Origin of the sequence: Fictibacillus sp. NRS-1165, from assembly GCF_050468105.1 — a bacterium.
GTDB lineage: Bacteria > Bacillota > Bacilli > Bacillales > Fictibacillaceae > Fictibacillus_C > Fictibacillus_C terrinigri.
The window spans coordinates 1-1,002 of sequence record NZ_JBDPNU010000186.1 but is presented as its reverse complement, the minus strand read 5'-3'; the positions used below and the strand labels follow the sequence as shown (position 1 = coordinate 1,002).

The 1,002-nt window shown below is 43.5% G+C and carries 1 protein-coding gene and 1 pseudogene; both read right to left on the bottom strand.

The window, feature by feature from the left end; genetic code table 11:
• Positions 1-139 (bottom strand): annotated as a pseudogene (locus ABHN01_RS25775) (N-acyl homoserine lactonase family protein); the annotation flags it as partial.
• A gap of 13 nt (positions 140-152) precedes the next feature.
• The coding region (locus tag ABHN01_RS25770; protein WP_429877908.1) for an aldehyde dehydrogenase family protein at positions 153-1,002 on the bottom strand (850 nt) is incomplete at its 5' end.

Below are 1,002 nucleotides of genomic sequence, written 5' to 3'. Positions count from 1 at the left end.
ATTCAACAAATTCGGTTTGCACATTTGGTTTGTCAATGGTTGCCGGGTTATGCATGGCGATCATCCAATTTTTATCCATCTTCATCCGACCGTTATCCAGTACATAAAGTTTAGGATTAGGCTTTATAATGTTTGTCATGAATTACTCCCCCTTAAAAAGTCGTTTTCATTGTAACGAATTTTAATTCGGTCATTTCTTCAACCGCGTATTTAATTCCTTCACGGCCGTAACCGCTTTCTTTCACACCGCCATAAGGCATATGATCGAGCCTGAAGGTTGGGATATCATTGATTATCACGCCGCCCGACTCCAACTTACGTGCCGCATGCAAGGCGTTCATAATGTTTTGGGTATAAATCCCCACATTGAGTCCATACACCGAATCGTTCACCATGTTAATCGCTTCATCCAGTTCTTTATAGGGCACGATTGAAACCACGGGAGCAAACGTTTCCTGACATGAAACTGCCATATCTCGTGTGACGTTCAGCAAAACGGTTGGTGGAAAAATAGTTCCATTCCTTGCCCCACCGATGCCAATTTTGGCACCCTGCTTTACGGCCTCAGTTACCCACGATTCGATCCGCTCCAACTCCCGGGGGCTGATCATGGCACTTATATCCGTAGTTTCTTCCGACGGGTCACCGACTTTTAATTGTTTTGTGCGTTCTATAAAACGCTTACTAAAATCCTCATAAATCGATTCGTGGACATAAATGCGTTGCAGTGAAATACAAACTTGACCAGCAAAGGAAAATGCCCCTTCCACACATCTCTGAATCACTTTTTCCAAAGGTACATCCGGTTCGACAATTAACCCGGAATTTGAACCAAGTTCCAATGTTACTTTTCTTAATCCCGCTTTTGCTTTAATTGCTTTACCTACTTGAGAACTGCCTGTGAAAGTAATCTTTTTGACTCTTGGATCCATGATTAAAGCATCACTGAGTTCTCTGCCGCTACCTGAAACCACCTGAACAGCTCCATCCGGAAGTCCAGCC